Raw genomic sequence first — 15,962 nt, 5'->3', positions numbered from 1 at the left:
CTGGAAATGTCGTTTTATGAATATTAAAAATAACTGTTATTATCCAGAGTAATATGAAGTGTTTTTATCCCGGTCCTGCACCATTCCTACTATATGGACCTGCGTGCCTTTACCCGGGAGATGGAGACGCTTGCCCCTCCGTCACTTGCCGAGGACTTTGATACCGGCCGGATTGGCCTTGTGATCGAAGGCCGGCCGGAGATACAGACGATCTGCTGTGCCCTTGATGCAACGCCCGCGGTGGTCCGGCAGGCAGTTGCAGCCGGTGCGGAAATGCTCGTGGTCCACCATACCCCTCTCTGGACCCCGCTGACCAGCATTACAGGAAGCACGGCCGCATTGGTGCGCGAGATTATCCGGGGGGACCTTAACGTGTACGTGATGCACACAAACTTCGACCGCGCGGCTGAAGGGGTGAACGATGCGCTTGCCGGGCTCCTTGGCATGAGCGAATGCCGCCCGCTTTCCCTTGGTCTTGTCGGCACCTGTACCCTGCCGCTTTCTGAAATGGCAGCCCGGCTGGGTGGCAACCTCCGCGTCTGGGGAACGCTTGCCTCCCACCGGAACCTTGCAATTGTGGCCGGCAGCGGGTTTGATCTCTCCCTTATGGCCGAGGCTGAGGCACAGGGCGCAGAGGCATTTCTTTCCGCGGAAATGAAACTCTCCGTTGCCCGGGCAGCTCCCCTTCCCTGCATAGAATCGACCCACTACGCGCTCGAAGCCCCCGCCATGCAGCGCCTTGCCCGGCAGAAAGGCTGGCAGTATATTGACGATCCGCCGCAGATGTCCGTTTATCCATGATCGATCCCTGGCAGAGGATCGGTGAGAAAAAGTGCCTTGACGAGGAGAGCCGGGCAGCGCTTATCGAAATGTACGGATCACGGGGAAAGAAAGCGCTGGATGCCGTTACGCAGGGCCTGGTGAAAAAATATCGCGATTTTTTTGTAGTCACCGGGTCTTCCGGCGATCATGTGGTAAGCGAGGGCGTCTGCACGTGCCGGGATTTTGCATTCCGGCAGAAGCCCTGCGGGCACATCCTTGCGGTCAGGATTGCGGAGCTGACCGGGGCATACGAGACCGTTGACGCATGGTACCAGGAGTCCTGGAAAAAGTAACCAAGGCTATACCGGGCAGCGTTACCACAGGATAACGTCAACTTCGGTTCCCTGCTCCAGCCCTTCCTGGCCGGCCGCAACGCAGACCAACCCGTCACTCTCTACAAGCGTGTTGAGCAGACCTGCCTTGCCAAAGATCGGGTGGGCGATCCCGTTTGCGAGTTTTACCCGGACATATTCTTCGCGGCCTTTCTGGGAAGGAATGTTACTGCCAAGGGTTGCCCTCGTGGTTGTGATGGCAGTCTTCTTCTCTCCCAGCATGTGAGCCAGCAGCGGCCGGACGATCACAAGAAGCACTACGTAGGCAGAGGCCGGATGGCCGGGAAGTCCAAAGACCGGTGTTTTCCCGATCGTCCCGATGATGGTTGGTTTACCCGGGGCAATCGTTATCCCGTGGACCAGTACCTCGCCCATGCGGGCAATGACTGATGCAGTCATGTCCCGGTCGTCCTTTGAACTTCCCCCGGAGATGAGGACCACATCGCATTCCGGGAGCGCTTTTGCAAGAGTGGCCTCAAAGGATTCACGCTCGTCGCGGACAATCCCGTACACCCGGGGAGTGCAGCCATACTCCCGGAGGTATGCCACGAGCATGGAGGTATTGGCATCCCTGACCTGGCCCGGACCGGGAACTGCAGTTACCGGCACAAGTTCGTTTCCGGTGGAAATGATCCCAATCACCGGTTTTTTTGCCACGGTCAGGGAGACCTTCCCGCAGGCTGCAAGGACTCCGGCATCCTGCGGTGTGATCCTCCGCCCGGCCGGGAGGATCACCTCGCCGCGCCGGTAATCCTCATCATGCATCAGCACGTTTTCTCCATGGGCAACCGGGCGCTTTACCAGCACCGTCTCGCCCTCGGTGTCGGTGTGCTCCACCATAACAACCGCATCGGCACCTTTCGGGAGAACGCCGCCCGTGGGGACATATACGCAGTTACCGGGAGCAACAGCAAGACCCCCATCAGGTTCGCCCATGGCAACCCGGCCCGTGCTCCGGAGCAGTGCCGGGGCAGAGTCGGTGGCACCTGATGTGTCCTCAGCTCTGACCGCAAACCCGTCAACAATCGAGCGATCAAATCCGGGAATATCGGCGTTGGCGGTCACATCAGTACAGGTCACACGCCCGGGCGCTTCATCCGCAGGAATCTCTTCCGGCACGGGATCCGGTGCGATCCGGATTGCTGTTGCAACGGCCCCGGGTACATCGATAACCTCTAAGAACCTGCTCATCCTCACAGCACCCCCGGTACCCCGGAATTTTTGTGGGTTTTGTCTGCCGTTCCCGACCGGTGCCCGGGCAGAATGCGGATATGATGAATGCAGGGTAACCGGGTGGTGCCGGTTCCTGTCCCGGATCCTGCATGCTGCTCAGCAGTCCCGGTAATCTCGTGGCGCATAATGAGCTGATTTGGTTTACTTGTTTATTTTGTTACTTCTTTTTCCTGACTTCCTGCCGGGCGGGCTTTGCCCGTATATATCTGGGAAATTATAGGGTGAATATGAGGGGAGCATATTCTTATGCCTGCTTTCCAGCGCAAACCATTTTTCCTTAAGGAACTAAGAACTGGTGAATGAAGATTCAACCGGTATACCGGGACGATTGTCCGGTCGTATGTTATTTTCCCCATCCGGTTTTGGGAAACCGGCCACACCTTTCTCCCGTTTGCACCGGCATGCATATTCATCATAGTATCCCGATAGTGATATCACGGACGTGCGTTTGATGCTTGAAGAAGAATACCAGCTTGATTATTTTAAGGAACAGGGATTTACCCGGAAGATCTGTAAATCCTGCGGTTCTGCTTTCTGGACGCGCGACAGTTCCCGTGAGGACTGTGGCGATGCTCCCTGCGTACCCTATTCCTTCATTGGCAGTCCTGTTTTTGCCCCCCATACGGTTGACGAGATGCGCGAGGCATTTCTCTCTTTTTTTGAAAAGAACGGGCACACCCGTATTGAACGGTACCCGGTAGCTGCCCGCTGGCGGGATGATATATATCTCACCATTGCCTCCATTGCCGATTTCCAGCCGTTTGTGACCGCAGGTGTTGTCCCCCCGCCGGCAAACCCCCTTACCATCTCCCAGCCCTGCATCCGGTTAAACGACCTCGATTCCGTTGGCCGTTCGGGGCGGCACCTGACCACGTTCGAGATGCTCGCCCACCACGCGTTCAACACCCCCACTGAAGAGATCTACTGGAAGGATCGCACGGTCGAACTCTGCGACCAGTTCCTTGCGTCAATCGGGGGCGACCTCAACAAGGTCACCTACAAGGAGCACCCGTGGATCGGCGGCGGGAATGCAGGCCCGAGTGTTGAGGTGATGATCGGGGGTCTTGAGGTCGCCACCCTTGTCTTCATGAGCCTCGGGCGGCAGAAGACCAGCCACCCCGGCTACGATCTCAACGGCGAGAAGTACTACCCGATGAAGCTCCGCATTGTCGATACCGGCTATGGCCTGGAAAGGCTGGTCTGGGCATCGAAGGGCTCACCAACTATCTATGATGCGGTCTTCCCCGACATGGTCAGCCGGGTGATGAGTTCAGCCGGCATCTCGCACCTTCTGGAGAACAAGGACTACACGAAGATCCTTGCCATGAACGCCCGGTTTGCCGGCCTCATGGATATCTCGGGTTCCAACCTCTTTAACCTCCGAAAGAAGGTTGCGGCAGCCATCGAGATCTCACCGGAGAAACTCGACCGGATGATTACGCCCATCGAGAAGGTGTACGCGATCGTGGACCACACCCGCTGCCTTGCCTATATGCTTGGCGACTGCATTGTGCCCTCCAATGTCCGGGAAGGCTACCTTGCACGGCTTGTGATCCGCCGGACCCTGAGGATGATGAACGAGTTTAAGATGCAGGACACGCTGGCCGATCTCATCGAAGAGCAGATGAAGATTATTGGGATGGACAAGTTCCAGCAGGACATTGCCGTGGTGCGCGAGATCGTTGACCGCGAGGTTGAAAAGTACGCCATCACGCTTGACCGCGGGACCCGGATTGTCCAGAAAGTGGCAAAGTCCTACAAGGCAAAGAGCCAGCGCGTGCCGCTTGCCGAGATCATCACCCTGTATGACTCCCACGGCATTCCCCCAGAGATGATCAAGGATATTGCGGCAAAGGAGGGTGCAGTCATCGATCTGCCGGATAACTTCTATTCCCAGATCGCCGATATGCACTCAGAATCCAAAAAGGAGGCTGCCCCGGACAAAACCGCCGGCTATGCAGAGCGGGTCAGCGCCCTTCCTCCCACAAAGAAACTTTACTACGAGCAGCCGGGTGACACCGAGTTTGAGGCAGTGGTCATTGATTTCTTTGATGAATACGCAGTGCTTGACCAGACGCTCTTCTACCCGGAGGGTGGCGGCCAGCCGGCAGATACCGGGAGCCTTGTGGGCTCCGATAGCATGGCCCGTGTTGATGATGTCATAAAAGTCGGCGAAGTGATCCTCCATCACATCAGCGGGGGAGTTCTCCAGCGCGGCGAGCGGGTGAAGGGTATGATTGATGAGGAGCGGCGCTTCTCGCTCATGCGCCACCATACGGCTACCCACATCCTTCTCCATGCCGCAAAGGCGGTGCTCGGCGTCCACATCCACCAGTCCGGGGCGCAAAAAGGACCCGAAAGCTCACGCATCGATATCCGGCACTTCAAGCATATCACTCCGGACGAACTCCGTAAGATTGAGATCGAGGCAAACCGGATGGTAATGGCAAACCGGCCGGTGGAGATCTCTATTGAAAACCGAACCAAGGCCGAGCAGGAATACGGCTTTGCATTGTACCAGGGGGGTGTCCCGCCGGGCAAGGACCTTCGTATCGTTAAAGTGGCCGGGGATATCGAGGCCTGCGCCGGCACCCACTGCAGAAGTACCGGGGAGATTGGTGCCATTAAGATCCTCCGGGTCGAGCATATCCAGGATGGAATAGAAAGGATAGAGTTTGCTGCCGGGACTGCTGCTGTCTATTACATGCAACACCTGGAGCAGATCGCAGCCTCTTCCGCTGATGTCCTCTCGGTCCAGCTTGAGAACCTCCCGCCTACCGTGACCCGGTTCTTTTCGGAATGGAAAGACCAGAAAAAAGAGATCGAGCGCATGAGCCAGCGGCTTGTCGAGCTTGAGATCCAGGCCATCCAGCCCGAATCCATCGGCGGAATCCCGGTTGTGGTAAAACGCATTGATCTTGCCCCCCGGGAACTTTCGTCCATTGCTACCTCGCTTTCGGAAAAAGGCGGTGTTGCCCTCCTTGCCACACCGGGCGAGACTGCACGGATTGTCCTCGCCTCGGGAGATGCCCGGGTCAATGCCGGGGATATTATCGGGCAGCTCTGCAGCCTCCTTGGCGGCAAAGGCGGCGGAAAACCCCAGATGGCGCAGGGTGGCGGACCAGAAGTGGACAAGCTTGACCTTGCCTTAAATGTCGGGCGCGAACGTATCATTGCCGCGCTGCAGAAGAAGTGAACATGACCGAAGATGTCGTAGTGCTGGAACCCGGTGACGAACAGGCCACAAAGATAGCAAAAGCCATGTCAAGCCAGACCGCAAGCGACATCCTTTCCCTTCTTGCGGCCGGTGCAAAGAGCCTTACCGATATTACTGAACAACTCAAAATCCCGCTTACTACCGTAAAGTACCACACGGAAAACCTGCTTGACGCAGGTCTTATTAAGATCTCAGAGACCCGGTACAGCATCAAGGGGCGCGAGGTGAAGATGTATGCGCTTACCGACCGGCTCCTGATTGTAGCGCCGAAACGGACCAATGTCCGGGATCTCCTGCTCAAGTACAGCTCCCTTTTTGCGATCGTTGTTGCCGGGTCGCTCTCCGTTTTTGCCCTAGCCCCACTTTTCGGACCGCAGGCGGTTCCGGAAGCTGCTTCTTTTGCGATGAACAGTGCTGGTGCGGAAGGCGGCCGGGTCTATGTAGCAAAAGCTGTTTCCGATACTGCCCTGGCGCCTTCAGCGTCGCTCGATCCGGCACTTGCCTTTTTCTGTGGTGGTGTGCTTGTGATCATCGTCCTGCTCTGCTACGAGGCATATCTCTGGAAAAAGAGACGCTGATCCGGATCGATGGCGGACTTTCCTTGGATGAAGCGCAGTTCTTTTTTTTGTTTTATTTAAGAATCAGTTAATGCCGGCACCGGTGCTGCATGACTCTAAAAAAGAGATATTACAGGATTATTCTTTTTCTCTCCTGACTGCGAACAGGACTCCGATTCCCAGTGCCCCGATAATAAGGGGTACGGGCAGGGGGGATTTTGCAGTTGTGGGTTTCAGGATAGGGGTATAGGTTACCTGGGGGGTTGACGGGGTGGGTACAGGAGTGGATACCGTGGGGATCGTGGTTGCGGTTGTAGGGGCAGTGACCTGGAAGACAACAGATGTGATAACCCCGTTTGTATCGGAGAACTTAACGGTATAATTATCCGGCTGGGTTACAGCTACCGTCTGTGAGAAGGAGCCATCGCCGGTCTGGATATTATTTGTGGTCGGGATATACTGCGGGCCAAAGACCCGCCCCGCGGAGGCACCATCCACCTGGATCTGGATACCGCTGTTCCCGCCATTCTTGAGGGTTCCCGCGATCACCAGCGCGTCAGCAAGATCCTGGGTGGTGGCAGATGTCATCGTGATCTCGCCCGAGCGATCGGTAAGCTGGACAAGCTGGGCGGAAATAGAATCCGAACGCATTGCCGGTACATTGCCGTTCCATGCGACCTCTACATCATACTGGCCTCCTTTAAGCCCGGTGGTGTCAAAGAGGGCGTACTGGGTAGTCTGGCTTGGCTGGATGGTCATTGTCTGGCTGGAAATCAGGGTTGCTGTATACTGCTTCTGGTAGAAGTTCAGGCTGAAACTGGTGCCCGGCGGAAAATCCGAATTAACAGCGCACTTGAGGGTCTGGCCGACCGGGAGGGTGAGCGGCGTGCAGTTCAGGTATATGCCATATGCAGATACCGATCCCACGAGAAAGCAGGAGAGCAGGATGAGAGTACACAGAAACTTCTTCATGCCTAGTTGGTCGAATCGCCGGCATTAAAAAGATTCCTCATTGTATTCCGCAAAGTGTGTGGGGATTGTTGCAGCAGATCGTGACGGTCAGATCAAACCGACAAAATTTTTCAGCAGTGCTACACCTGCCGCGCCGCTTTTTTCCGGGTGGAACTGGACGCCGTACACATTATTGCGGACTATTGCAGAGGCAAACGGGAGGATATACTCCGTGGTAGTAAGCGTATATTCCGGTGTAGTGTCCGCATAATACGAGTGTACAAAGTACATATATGCTTCATGGGAAAGGCCGGAGAAGAGCGGGTTTTTTTCTTTCTCCAGCCGGATCGTATTCCATCCCATATGCGGGACCTTGATCCCGGGTACAGAAGGAAACCGGCGCACGCGGCCAGGAATAAGCCCAAGTCCCTGGTGGAGCCCGTGTTCCTCGCTTGAGTCCATGAGCATCTGCATTCCGAGGCATATGCCAAGGAGCGGAACCTCCCGGGTTGCTGCATTCACCGTGTCCCTGAGTGAGCCCAGTTGTTCCATACCCTCATGGAAAGCGCCCACGCCCGGGAGCACAATCCCGTCGGCCGCTGCGATCTCTTCTGCATTCCCGGTGACAATCGCATCCGCCCCTGCCGCTTCGATCCCGCGCATCACGCTGCGCAGGTTCCCAAGGCCGTAATCAATGACCGCGATTTTCTTACCCATGCTTTTCCTCCCGGATTCTCCATGCCCCGCTTTCGATCCAGCCAGCGGGCAGGCCCTGCGCGTCCCTCCATGCTTCCAGATGCTTCATCCACCCGCTCCAGAGACCGGGAAAATCGGCCTCGATCATGTGGATTAATGCCATATCACTTGACGGGCACATGAAACATCCGATCCGATCCAGCCGGTGTTCGTAGAGCTGGTTGTAGGGCGCCTCCTCCCGGAAGAGGTAGAGCCAGACATGGAGTGCCGTCCAGTCCTGGATCGGTGCTGCGGAGAGTTGTACCTTTACGATCGCGTTTCTCCATATCCTGTCACTCTGTGCACGCGAGAGCGATTCGTACCTGCGCTGGCCGATAAACGAGAGACACTCGCCCCATGTCGAGCGGATGGTTTCGGCTACCGGCAGGAGCTTGCAGATGCTGCAGCACCAGCGGGCATTGACTGCCGGCGGGCCCTGCCGGGCAAGGGTGGTCCAAAATTTTTCTGCGGCGGGTGTCCGGATTATCTTTGCCTGATACTGGTGCTCCATGGCATCCACGTTTGCATATGTTTCGGGGAATTCAAGGCCGGTATCGGCAAAGAGCAGGGGGACATTCCCGAGCGCCTTTTTTACCACAAGAAAGGTTGCAAGGCTGTCTTTTCCCCCGGAGTACGAGATGGTGGGCTGGAGAGGATATGCCCTGGCCACGTTTTTTACAAAGGTTACCGCTTCGGTTTCAACCCGGTCAAGAACTGCGGCATTAGAACGGACTGCATCCTTCCACGTGGCTCTCCCGGGAACAATGGTCGAGGGAGTATTCCTGCGGGTGCGCACGACCTGGCCCTTCTGCATGGCCCGCGCCTCTTCTGCCCCGGCTTTTGCCCTGCCCACCGCAATGCAGGTGCCGTCTTTTGCAAGAATAAAGACCTCGTCTCCGGTATCCACATGGTCTTCGATAGAAGCCATACCGGGACGGAGCACACTCATCCCCTGATCCCTGATGAATGGCACTGCAGTGTCGTCGACCGTAACTACGCGTTGTATTGGGTAAAAGAGCGTGCAGGCCTCCGGGCGGGGAATTGGTTCCCACCGGCGTTTTTTGGGGAGGTACCGTATGGATCCGGCAATTCCCCCGCCGATAATGATCTCTTCCATCCGGTCTGTATCCGGGACCTTGTTGAGCAGGACCAGGTGGCCTTCAGGTACCAGCGGTGCACCGAAGTGCTCACAAAAAATGCGGTTGATAAGTTCAATGTCCGCAGGAAATGCCGGTCGCGCATCACCTGGTGGCGTAAGGGGCACTTTCCGGGTTGGTGAGCCGCAGGCAGCACAGGTCTTCCCCAGAACCGGCGTATGGCACCGATCGCACCAGGAGAGCAGGATCCTGCCAAGATAAGAAGGGTGCATTCTCTCATCTGTTCGCTCTTTCGGGATAAAATGATAAGCGCCAAATCCTCCCGGGATGAGGTAAATAGTACGGATTCCGGCTCTCCTTGAAGGTGATTTTGGGAGGTTTGATATGTACTCCCTACCATTCTGATACGGTGACAGCCGAACGGAAGGATCCTGTCGATTTTTCCGGGAGGTGATCGAGAATGACGATTGATATCTGGTTTATTGCAGCAGCGGGTTTTTTTCTTCTTACTCTTTGTGCAATACTGCGCATTTTCCCCGGTCCCACGCTGAATGACCGGTTGATCGCAGTTAACGTAGCCACCACTCTTGCCTGCGCGGGCTCGCTTGCACTGACTGTGGCTCTTGGCAGCCTTCTCGTGGTCCTTATCGCCGGCCTTCTTGCCTGCATTGTTTTTGCAACAACCGTCAGGATATCCCAGGTAAGAAAGGAGGCGGCCCCATGATCGACTGGCTGCTGGATCTGCTTATTACTCTCCTGCTCCTGGCTGCTGTGGGATTCGGAGCTATTGCCGTGATCGGCCTGCTTCTCTTCCCGGATATCCGGAGCAGGTCTTTTACCGGAATCCGGGCCGGAATTCTTGCCACCGCCCTTGTGACCATTGCCGGAATATGCTATGGTATGTTTGCATGGTTTTCCTTCGGCGGGCTTCAGTATCTGCTCTATTCCATAAGTGCGATCCTGATGCTTGTGCTTGTGATCGTGCTCAATCACCTTGCCACCGTTGTCCTGTGCCATGCAGCCGTTCCGGTCGGGCCCCCCCGGGAGAAAAAAGAATAGGATTCACTCTTTTGCAGATGCCGGCGTGGATGCAGAGGGGTTCGCAGCCAGCAGGACCGGGGCCGGGAGGGGGGATTACCGGGGATCCGGTTTTAGTTGTCCGTTTCTTCTGCAGGAAGATCTTCGTCCATCTCCGGCTCGGTAAAACAGAGTGCCGCTGCACATCCAAGAAGGATGATGGTCGGCAGGTACCAGGCAAGGAGATCGAACGTGCCGGCAAGAGGAACGGAAAGCAGGATCCATACCGAAGAAGACAGAAGCATCCAGCCGGCAAACCGGGTCTCGGTATTTGCGATCGCTGCTCCCATCAGGCCAAGGCTGGAGAAAAGGGCAGCCTGTACACCCGAGAGCGTAATATCCGGGGAATGCGAGAAAAAAATGACATATGCTGCTGTGGCAATCCCAAGAAACCCCCCGGTCGCTCCAATGATAAACTGCTTTTTCATCAATACTCACTGGGACAACGGGTATTCTTAAAGATTATCTTTTTTTATTTTCTGTTGTATAATACACTGGACCCGATGATACTTCTGGAAACGTTTTTTTAAAGAAATACCCCCGGAACGGGCTTTGCGCGCGCATCCTGATGACCTTGGAGACGGGATTTTTCCCTTCCCGTGTGTCGATTTTGACAAACCGGGCCAAAAGAGGAAGTTTGCGCAATTTCCTCCCAATTGTTCCAGATTGGGGTCCTATTCCGGTGTCCCTTTGCATCCAATGGACAAAATGGTAAATCATCCAAATTCTATGCCCGAAAATATCATTTTGACCAAAATATTTATCTATTCGTAGAATAATGAAAATTATAACCCTTTCCGGTGGGAGGTGGAACGAATATGGTTGCAGCAAAGAAACCGGCCGCAAAGAAGGCCCCCGAAAAAAAACCCGCCGTAAAGAAGGCAGCCCCCAAGAAGAAGTAATCTTCCGGGGTACGATTCGTATCTCTCTTTTTTTTGAATGTTTTTTGTTTACAGAATCAATCGTGAACCAATGCATTCCAAAAAGGACAAACCGGTATCTCTATTCCTTTGACCATGTAAACAGCTTCACGGGTTCATATGGGCCCGGGTCCGGGAAATGGAGTGTCGGACAGGATGGCGCTGCGAAATGGAAACTGTCTCTGCCTATTCAAAAACCGACTCGCAACCTAAGCACTAGGTTATTAAAAAATCAAATTCAATGTTTTGAGATGCCACCGTAAATATTAAACAATTCGTTGCCAAAAAAACGGCCTGTTTTTTATGAGACCAATACCTGATCTGGAGATGAATATGCAGTTCCCCAAAAAAATTATCAAATCCTCATACGTGAGCGCTGCAGCCATGCAGGCCCAGCCTGTCCTCGACGCCTTTTACTCATCTGTTGTGGCTTGCGGCAGACAGCCACCATTCAAACCGACAATACAGGTCGCTATGACTCCGGGATCAATGCGCTATGACCCCGTGGGACGTGCGATTATTATCATCCCGTATGAAGTACTTCAACCTGCTCAACGAACCGCTTTGGAGCGCTTTGCTGCGGTAGGAACGTTGGGCTTGTCAGATCGTGATCAACATAGCGAGGTTTTCAACAACCTACTTGTGGCGCATGAACTCGGACATTGGTTGCAGGAGATAGCTCAACGACCTTTAAACCGCTGGCAAGCCGAGTATGAGGCGAACCGGATAATGGTTGCCTTTTGGCGCGATCATCCTGCCGCATCCCCGTCAGCTCCGACAGAAAAAAGACTACTGAATTTCGTTGCGCAGTCCCTGAACTTTCCGAGTCCCATGCCCGACAATATCGGCATGAGCGCCGAGGAGTATTTCAACATCCACTTTGCCGAGATTGAGAAAAATCCGATTGCCTATGCCGGATTTCAGAAGATGATGGTGCGCCAAGCAATCGTTGAAAATCCGACTCCTGGCTTCTGCCAAGTCGTGGCCGAGACGTGGCCAGAGTAGCAAACGCATCCAGCTCACTTATGTAGTCAATTCACTCGATTTGTAAACGTTCATGTAATATCCTTGATTGCGGAAATAATGCTATTTTATTTTGGTTTTATGTTTTCTTTATGATATCACAGTCAACAGTGTATTTGTTTACATAAAAACAGAAGAGCCGGGCAAATGGCACCGTTCCCCGGAGTCTGGTTTATCCCATCCAGGTGGTGACTTCGCCAACAGATGGCCGGATTGATGGTGATAACTGTTCGGCAGGGTAGCCCGTAGCACATCCCATAAACGCCCACTTCCCGGGTTCCACTCCCAGGAGCCGGCAGAACTGTTCATTATCTGCCATCTGTGCCGTGACCGAAACTACCTGGAAACCCAGGCCAAGCGCTGTTGCTTTCAGCCACATGTTCTCCATGCAGGCAAAAAGGGACTGCTGCTCAACCGGGGGAAATCCCTTTTTCTCGGCAACAACAAGGTAAAACGGTGCGGTGCCAACGCCGGGAACCCTGCCCAGTTTCCGGATCATTGCCAGACGATCGGTAAAAGCAGTGGCCTGTTCCCGCAGCGCAACATCGTGTGCCATCCCTTTTTCCAGGGCAGCCGCCAGGGTATTGACTTCGGCAAAGACTAAGAGGGCAAGCGCACTCATGGTTTTTGAATCCCTGCGGATCACAAAAAATTTCCTGAAATAATCCGAGGTACTTCCGATTGCCGATGCGGCAAACGGGGCATGGAGGCCGGCATGGATGAGGCTTTCGATCATCTCATCGGGAGGGATCGCTGCGGTAAACTTCCTGTGGGTACGACGCTCCCCGATAATCCTGTCCAGGACTGCGTTTTCATTTCCGGTTTCTGGGGTCATGTGTTCTCGTCCTCACATTTCTTGGATGACCGGGCTATTTTAAAGATTGTACTTTACGGTATGCCCGCCTTTTTTGTACCCGCCCTTCAGGAGCCCACATTATACCGGGAGCGGGTATCCGGCTCTTCTCCGGGGATCATATTCCTGCTGTACGTCTTTTGCCGTAGTGGCGGTAATCTTTGTGCAAATTCCACTGCTGCTCATCACACTGCAGATTCCTTCTTCAGGGAAAAAAAGATACGGGAACTCCTGGCTCCGGTAATTCTTGTCCTGCCCGGGGAAAAGATCAAACTTGCTCCAATCTCTTTTTCACTCATTGCACCTTTTACAGACCTGCCCGGGAAGAAGTACAGTCATGGGCACGCTAAAAAAAAATCGGCATAATCCTTGGTGCTATCATTCTTGTAGATATGCTTCCTCTCATTATTGCACAATTCACCCATGACGACTCTGCCTGCAACCATTGCCGTGCGGTAAACCAGACGGTTACGCCCGGGGTAACCCTGGTTCCGGGAAAAGTACAGCCTCCCCTGACAAACGGCTAAAAAACGCCTGAATCCGGCTGCACCGGTGGATGAACCTGTCCTCTCCCCGCACCGGTTTACTTTCCCTCACCAGTAAGAGGCGTTTTTTAAAGGCCCGCGTTTCCTGGTACCCCGTACAAATCTATATCCCCGTCAGGATCGCACATGAGCCTGATACGTAGTACCGGGGATACAATGCCAGAAACTCAGGATGCCGTGGAAAACCTCGTCGCTTCCGTAGCCATGGAAACCGGTGATCTGGTTGCCAACCCCGGTGCGGATCCCACAAACGGCCTGTCTGCTGTGGAACACAGGCGCCGGATCGCACAGTACGGTTACAACGAGATCCCGGAAAAAAAGCCCTCTCCTTTCCTCAATTTCGCCAGAAAGTTCTCCGGCCCCACCGCATGGATGCTCGAAGCCGTCATCGTCCTCTCCCTTGTGCTTGGCAATTATGCCAATGTGTACATTATCGTTGCCCTCCTTGTCCTCAATGCCGTGCTCGGTTTTTTTCTGGAGCAGAAGGCCTCAAAGGCCGTGGATGCACTCAGGCAGCGGCTCCGGGTCAATGCCCGGGTACTGCGGGACGGGAGCTGGCTGGTTGTTCCTGCCCGGGACCTTGTTCCCGGAGATATCGTGCGGATCCGGGCCGGGGACTTTGTGCCGGCCGATCTTCAGGTGCTTGACGGGAAGCTAGCCGTGGACCAGTCCTCCCTTACCGGAGAATCTCTGCCGATGGAAAAGGCGCCATCCTCCCTGCTCTTCTCCGGCTCGGTGATCCGTTCGGGCGAGGCTACCGGCCTTGTCCTCCTTACCGGGGCCCGGACCTATTACGGGAAGACAACCGAGCTGGTGCAGTTTGCCCGCCCGCGGCTCCAGGCCGAGGAAGTAACCGCCCGCGTGGTGAAATGGCTCTTTGTGATCGTGGGCCTTTCCCTATCAGCTGCGTTTGTCGTAGCGCTGGTTTCGGGAATGCACCTGGTAGATATCCTCTCGCTTGCGCTCGTGCTCCTTGCCTCTGCCATCCCGGTTGCCCTGCCGGCGATGTTTACGATCACGCTCGCGCTTGGTTCGGTGGAACTCTCCCGGCGCGGTGTTCTGGTCACCCGGCTCAATGCTGCGGAAGATGCGGCCACCATGGACACCCTCTGCACGGATAAGACCGGTACTATTACCACCAACCGCCTCACCGTTACCGGCATTCTTCCCGGGGATGGCTGGAGCGAGGCCGACGTTATCCTGTACGGGGCGCTTGCCTCGGAAGCGGCTAACCACGATCCCATTGATCGTGCTTTCCTTCTTACAGCGGAGGAACGGGGTGCACCACAGGACCGCTATACCCGGCGGTCGTTTATCCCGTTCGACCCGGCAACCCGGCGGACCGAAGCGGTTGTGGAAAAGGACGGCACCACCCTCCGGGTGGCCAAGGGGGCCATAGTTGCCATTGCGGAGCTCACCGGCACCGATCCTGCCCGGCTTCGGGAGCAGTCCGGGGGATGGGCAGAAAAAGGGTACCGGACACTTGCCGTGGCCGCAGGTGCCGGTGATGATCCCCTCAGTATCGTCGGGATTGTCGCCATGCAGGACCTCCCCCGCCCGGATGCCCGGCACCTTGTTGGCGAGCTCCAGAAACTGGGTATTTCCGTAAAGATGCTGACCGGTGACGCCCTGCCGATCGCTCAGGAGACTGCACGGCAGGTCGGGCTTGCCGGCACCATCACGGGGGCAGAAGAATTTGAGAAGGTAAAGGAGGCCGACCCGGCCCGGGCATCCGCCCTGATCGAAGAGAGCGCCGGGTTTGCCCGGGTCTACCCGGAGGACAAGTACGCGATTGTCAGAAGCCTCCAGGCACAGGGCCATATTGTCGGCATGACCGGCGATGGCATCAACGACGCTCCCTCGCTCCGACAGGCCGAAGTGGGCATTGCCGTGGCAAGCGCTACTGACGTGGCAAAGGGTGCGGCAAGCGTGGTCCTGACCGGGGAGGGCCTTGAAAACATCGTGGATCTCGTGCTGGTCGGGCGCATGATGCACCAGCGGATCCTCACCTGGATCTTCAACAAGGTGGTCAAGACCTTCCAGGTTGTTGTCTTCGTGGTCGTGGCTTTCCTCCTTACCGGGCAGTTTGTCATCTCGGTCTTCGGCGTTGTGCTGCTCCTCTTTGTGATCGACTTTGTCACGCTCTCGCTCTCCACCGATAATGTGCGGGGATCGAAACACCCGGACAGCTGGGAGATCACCGGTCTTGTGCGGTCCTCGCTTGTGATGGGCGTCCTTGTGGTGATCGAGTCCCTGCTCATCCTGAATGTGGGCCGCGGGCCGTTCGGGCTTGCCGCCACTACTTCCGGGCTCCAGTCGTTTGCCTTTGCGATCCTCTTCTACTTTGGGATCATGACTGTCTTTGTGGTCAGGGAACGGGGACATTTCTGGGATTCGGCGCCCAGCATTCCGCTCCTTCTTGTGTCCCTTGCAGACATGGGGATTGTTGCGGTGCTTCTCACCATGGGTGTTCCCGGGCTGGTACCCATCCCGCCGGCTGCGACACTTACCGTGATCGCCATGGCCGCGTTCTTCTCGTTTGGAATCAACGATACGATCAAGTACCTGATGCTTAAAAGATGGTGGTGACCGGTAAATCC

15 protein-coding genes are annotated in these 15,962 nt (G+C 55.5%); 9 read left to right on the top strand and 6 right to left on the bottom strand.

The genetic code is table 11. From position 1 onward, the window contains the following. Positions 1 to 93: 93 nt before the first annotated feature. Together MBOO_RS06645 and MBOO_RS06640 are read left to right on the top strand one after the other, a co-directional pair. Positions 94 to 801: a Nif3-like dinuclear metal center hexameric protein gene (locus tag MBOO_RS06645; RefSeq protein ID WP_012106821.1), complete on the top strand. Its 708-nt coding sequence runs from the start codon at positions 94 to 96 to the stop codon at positions 799 to 801. Then, positions 798 to 1,115 carry an SWIM zinc finger family protein gene (locus MBOO_RS06640; RefSeq protein ID WP_012106820.1) on the top strand — a complete coding sequence of 106 codons (318 nt, stop codon included), beginning with the start codon at positions 798 to 800 and terminating at the stop codon, positions 1,113 to 1,115. The genes MBOO_RS06645 and MBOO_RS06640 overlap by 4 nt, the downstream gene beginning before the upstream one ends. A 21-nt stretch (positions 1,116 to 1,136) precedes the next feature. Here the strand turns inward: MBOO_RS06640 and MBOO_RS06635 are convergent, their stop codons facing one another. After that, on the bottom strand, positions 1,137 to 2,345 hold the full coding sequence (locus MBOO_RS06635; RefSeq protein WP_012106819.1) for a molybdopterin molybdotransferase MoeA: 1,209 nt from the start codon (positions 2,343 to 2,345) through the stop codon (positions 1,137 to 1,139). Between the two features lie 493 nt (positions 2,346 to 2,838). On the opposite strand from MBOO_RS06635, the gene alaS reads away from it, so the two are divergent. Both alaS and MBOO_RS06625 read left to right on the top strand, forming a co-directional pair. Next, the gene (gene alaS, locus MBOO_RS06630) at positions 2,839 to 5,583 is read left to right on the top strand and encodes an alanine--tRNA ligase (RefSeq protein ID WP_012106817.1); all 2,745 of its coding nucleotides are present in this window, start codon (positions 2,839 to 2,841) and stop codon (positions 5,581 to 5,583) included. Between the two features lie 2 nt (positions 5,584 to 5,585). Further along, positions 5,586 to 6,182 (top strand): ArsR/SmtB family transcription factor, encoded by a 597-nt coding sequence (locus MBOO_RS06625; RefSeq protein ID WP_012106816.1) that lies wholly within the window; start codon positions 5,586 to 5,588, stop codon positions 6,180 to 6,182. Positions 6,183 to 6,299: 117 nt separating this feature from the next. Here MBOO_RS06625 and MBOO_RS06620 read toward each other — a convergent pair whose 3' ends face one another. The 3 genes from MBOO_RS06620 to MBOO_RS06610 form a co-directional block, all read right to left on the bottom strand. Continuing rightward, on the bottom strand, positions 6,300 to 7,133 hold the full coding sequence (locus MBOO_RS06620; RefSeq protein WP_012106815.1) for a hypothetical protein: 834 nt from the start codon (positions 7,131 to 7,133) through the stop codon (positions 6,300 to 6,302). 87 nt (positions 7,134 to 7,220) lie between these two features. Next, a complete protein-coding gene (gene hisH, locus MBOO_RS06615) occupies positions 7,221 to 7,829 on the bottom strand; it encodes an imidazole glycerol phosphate synthase subunit HisH (RefSeq protein WP_012106814.1) in 609 nt (202 codons plus the stop codon). Then, on the bottom strand, positions 7,822 to 9,216 hold the full coding sequence (locus tag MBOO_RS06610) for a phosphoadenosine phosphosulfate reductase domain-containing protein (protein ID WP_012106813.1): 1,395 nt from the start codon (positions 9,214 to 9,216) through the stop codon (positions 7,822 to 7,824). Before MBOO_RS06610 ends, hisH begins: the two co-directional genes overlap by 8 nt. Positions 9,217 to 9,404: 188 nt before the next feature. Between MBOO_RS06610 and MBOO_RS06605 the strand changes: the two genes are divergently transcribed. Together MBOO_RS06605 and MBOO_RS06600 are read left to right on the top strand one after the other, a co-directional pair. Continuing rightward, positions 9,405 to 9,668 carry a hypothetical protein gene (locus MBOO_RS06605; RefSeq protein ID WP_012106812.1) on the top strand — a complete coding sequence of 88 codons (264 nt, stop codon included), beginning with the start codon at positions 9,405 to 9,407 and terminating at the stop codon, positions 9,666 to 9,668. Then, on the top strand, positions 9,665 to 10,003 hold the full coding sequence (locus MBOO_RS06600; RefSeq protein WP_012106811.1) for a hypothetical protein: 339 nt from the start codon (positions 9,665 to 9,667) through the stop codon (positions 10,001 to 10,003). Before MBOO_RS06605 ends, MBOO_RS06600 begins: the two co-directional genes overlap by 4 nt. Before the next feature lie 92 nt (positions 10,004 to 10,095). Here the strand turns inward: MBOO_RS06600 and MBOO_RS06595 are convergent, their stop codons facing one another. Next, positions 10,096 to 10,449: a hypothetical protein gene (locus MBOO_RS06595; protein ID WP_012106810.1), complete on the bottom strand. Its 354-nt coding sequence runs from the start codon at positions 10,447 to 10,449 to the stop codon at positions 10,096 to 10,098. A gap of 825 nt (positions 10,450 to 11,274) precedes the next feature. Between MBOO_RS06595 and MBOO_RS06585 the strand changes: the two genes are divergently transcribed. Then, positions 11,275 to 11,946 carry a hypothetical protein gene (locus tag MBOO_RS06585; RefSeq protein ID WP_157677624.1) on the top strand — a complete coding sequence of 224 codons (672 nt, stop codon included), beginning with the start codon at positions 11,275 to 11,277 and terminating at the stop codon, positions 11,944 to 11,946. Between the two features lie 190 nt (positions 11,947 to 12,136). Here MBOO_RS06585 and MBOO_RS06580 read toward each other — a convergent pair whose 3' ends face one another. Further along, positions 12,137 to 12,799: a nitroreductase family protein gene (locus tag MBOO_RS06580; protein WP_012106808.1), complete on the bottom strand. Its 663-nt coding sequence runs from the start codon at positions 12,797 to 12,799 to the stop codon at positions 12,137 to 12,139. A 410-nt stretch (positions 12,800 to 13,209) separates the two neighbouring features. On the opposite strand from MBOO_RS06580, the gene MBOO_RS14205 reads away from it, so the two are divergent. Together MBOO_RS14205 and MBOO_RS06570 are read left to right on the top strand one after the other, a co-directional pair. Further along, positions 13,210 to 13,344, top strand: coding sequence for a hypothetical protein (locus tag MBOO_RS14205; RefSeq protein ID WP_269677923.1), 135 nt, complete (start codon positions 13,210 to 13,212; stop codon positions 13,342 to 13,344). Positions 13,345 to 13,488: 144 nt separating this feature from the next. After that, positions 13,489 to 15,951, top strand: coding sequence for a plasma-membrane proton-efflux P-type ATPase (locus MBOO_RS06570; protein ID WP_157677623.1), 2,463 nt, complete (start codon positions 13,489 to 13,491; stop codon positions 15,949 to 15,951). Positions 15,952 to 15,962: the final 11 nt, after the last annotated feature.

The organism is Methanoregula boonei 6A8, assembly GCF_000017625.1.
Taxonomy (GTDB): Archaea; Halobacteriota; Methanomicrobia; order Methanomicrobiales; family Methanospirillaceae; genus Methanoregula; species Methanoregula boonei.
Note: the sequence above shows the minus strand (reverse complement) of the source record. Positions and strands in the feature narration are given on the sequence as shown.